General features: G+C 57.3%; 1 protein-coding gene and 1 pseudogene. One reads left to right on the top strand and one right to left on the bottom strand.

What is annotated here, in order from left to right:
* Positions 1-353, top strand: a pseudogene (locus tag FDX22_RS22225) (hypothetical protein); the annotation flags it as partial.
* Positions 354-398: 45 nt separating this feature from the next.
* Here FDX22_RS22225 and FDX22_RS22220 read toward each other — a convergent pair.
* Positions 399-655: aminotransferase class III-fold pyridoxal phosphate-dependent enzyme (locus FDX22_RS22220; protein ID WP_146717782.1), on the bottom strand; the 257-nt coding region annotated here is incomplete at its 5' end.

Genomic DNA, 655 nt, shown 5'->3' with positions numbered 1-655 from the left:
GTGGGTTACGCATAGCCAGTTCATCGTCGAACACATCAACGCAATGACTACGCTGGCAAGGGAACATACGATGCTGACGCCGGATTTGGCGCAGCGGTATCTGGAATCCTGCGAAATTGCGATCCAACGCTGCCAGCAGCGGCTGGAATATGACGGCCCCGGAAGCTCCGGCGATGTGAATATTCTCGAGGCGCCAGAGATGCTGTCCCATGGGCCTTTAAGCACCCTTGAGCAGCACCTACAGCGGATATTGGGGCATCTGAATACCATGCACACCATTTCGTCGGTAGCATGGCGTCAGCGACCGCACCACGGGATCTGGCTGNCGCCGGTTGCGGGATATGAAAGGTTAAGATCGACTGCCGGATAAGGCGCTCGCGCCGCCATCCGGCAATCCATCAACCCACCACTTTCGCCACGGCCTGCGCGAAGCGCTGCATCCCTTCATCGATATCAGTCTGCTCCACCACCAGCGACGGCGCGAAACGCATCACGTCCGGCCCGGCATTCAGTACCATCACGCCTTCATTCGCCGCGGCGTACAAGAAATCACGCGCCCGGCCTTTAAACTGCGGCTTCAGTTCGGCGCCAATCAGCAGTCCCATACCGCGAATGTCGCTGAAAATGTCAAACTGTTGGTCAATTTTCTGCAAAT

Source organism: Citrobacter sp. TBCS-14 (genome assembly GCF_005280805.1).
Classification (GTDB): domain Bacteria; phylum Pseudomonadota; class Gammaproteobacteria; order Enterobacterales; family Enterobacteriaceae; genus Citrobacter; species Citrobacter gillenii.
Note: the sequence above shows the minus strand (reverse complement) of the source record. Positions and strands in the feature narration are given on the sequence as shown.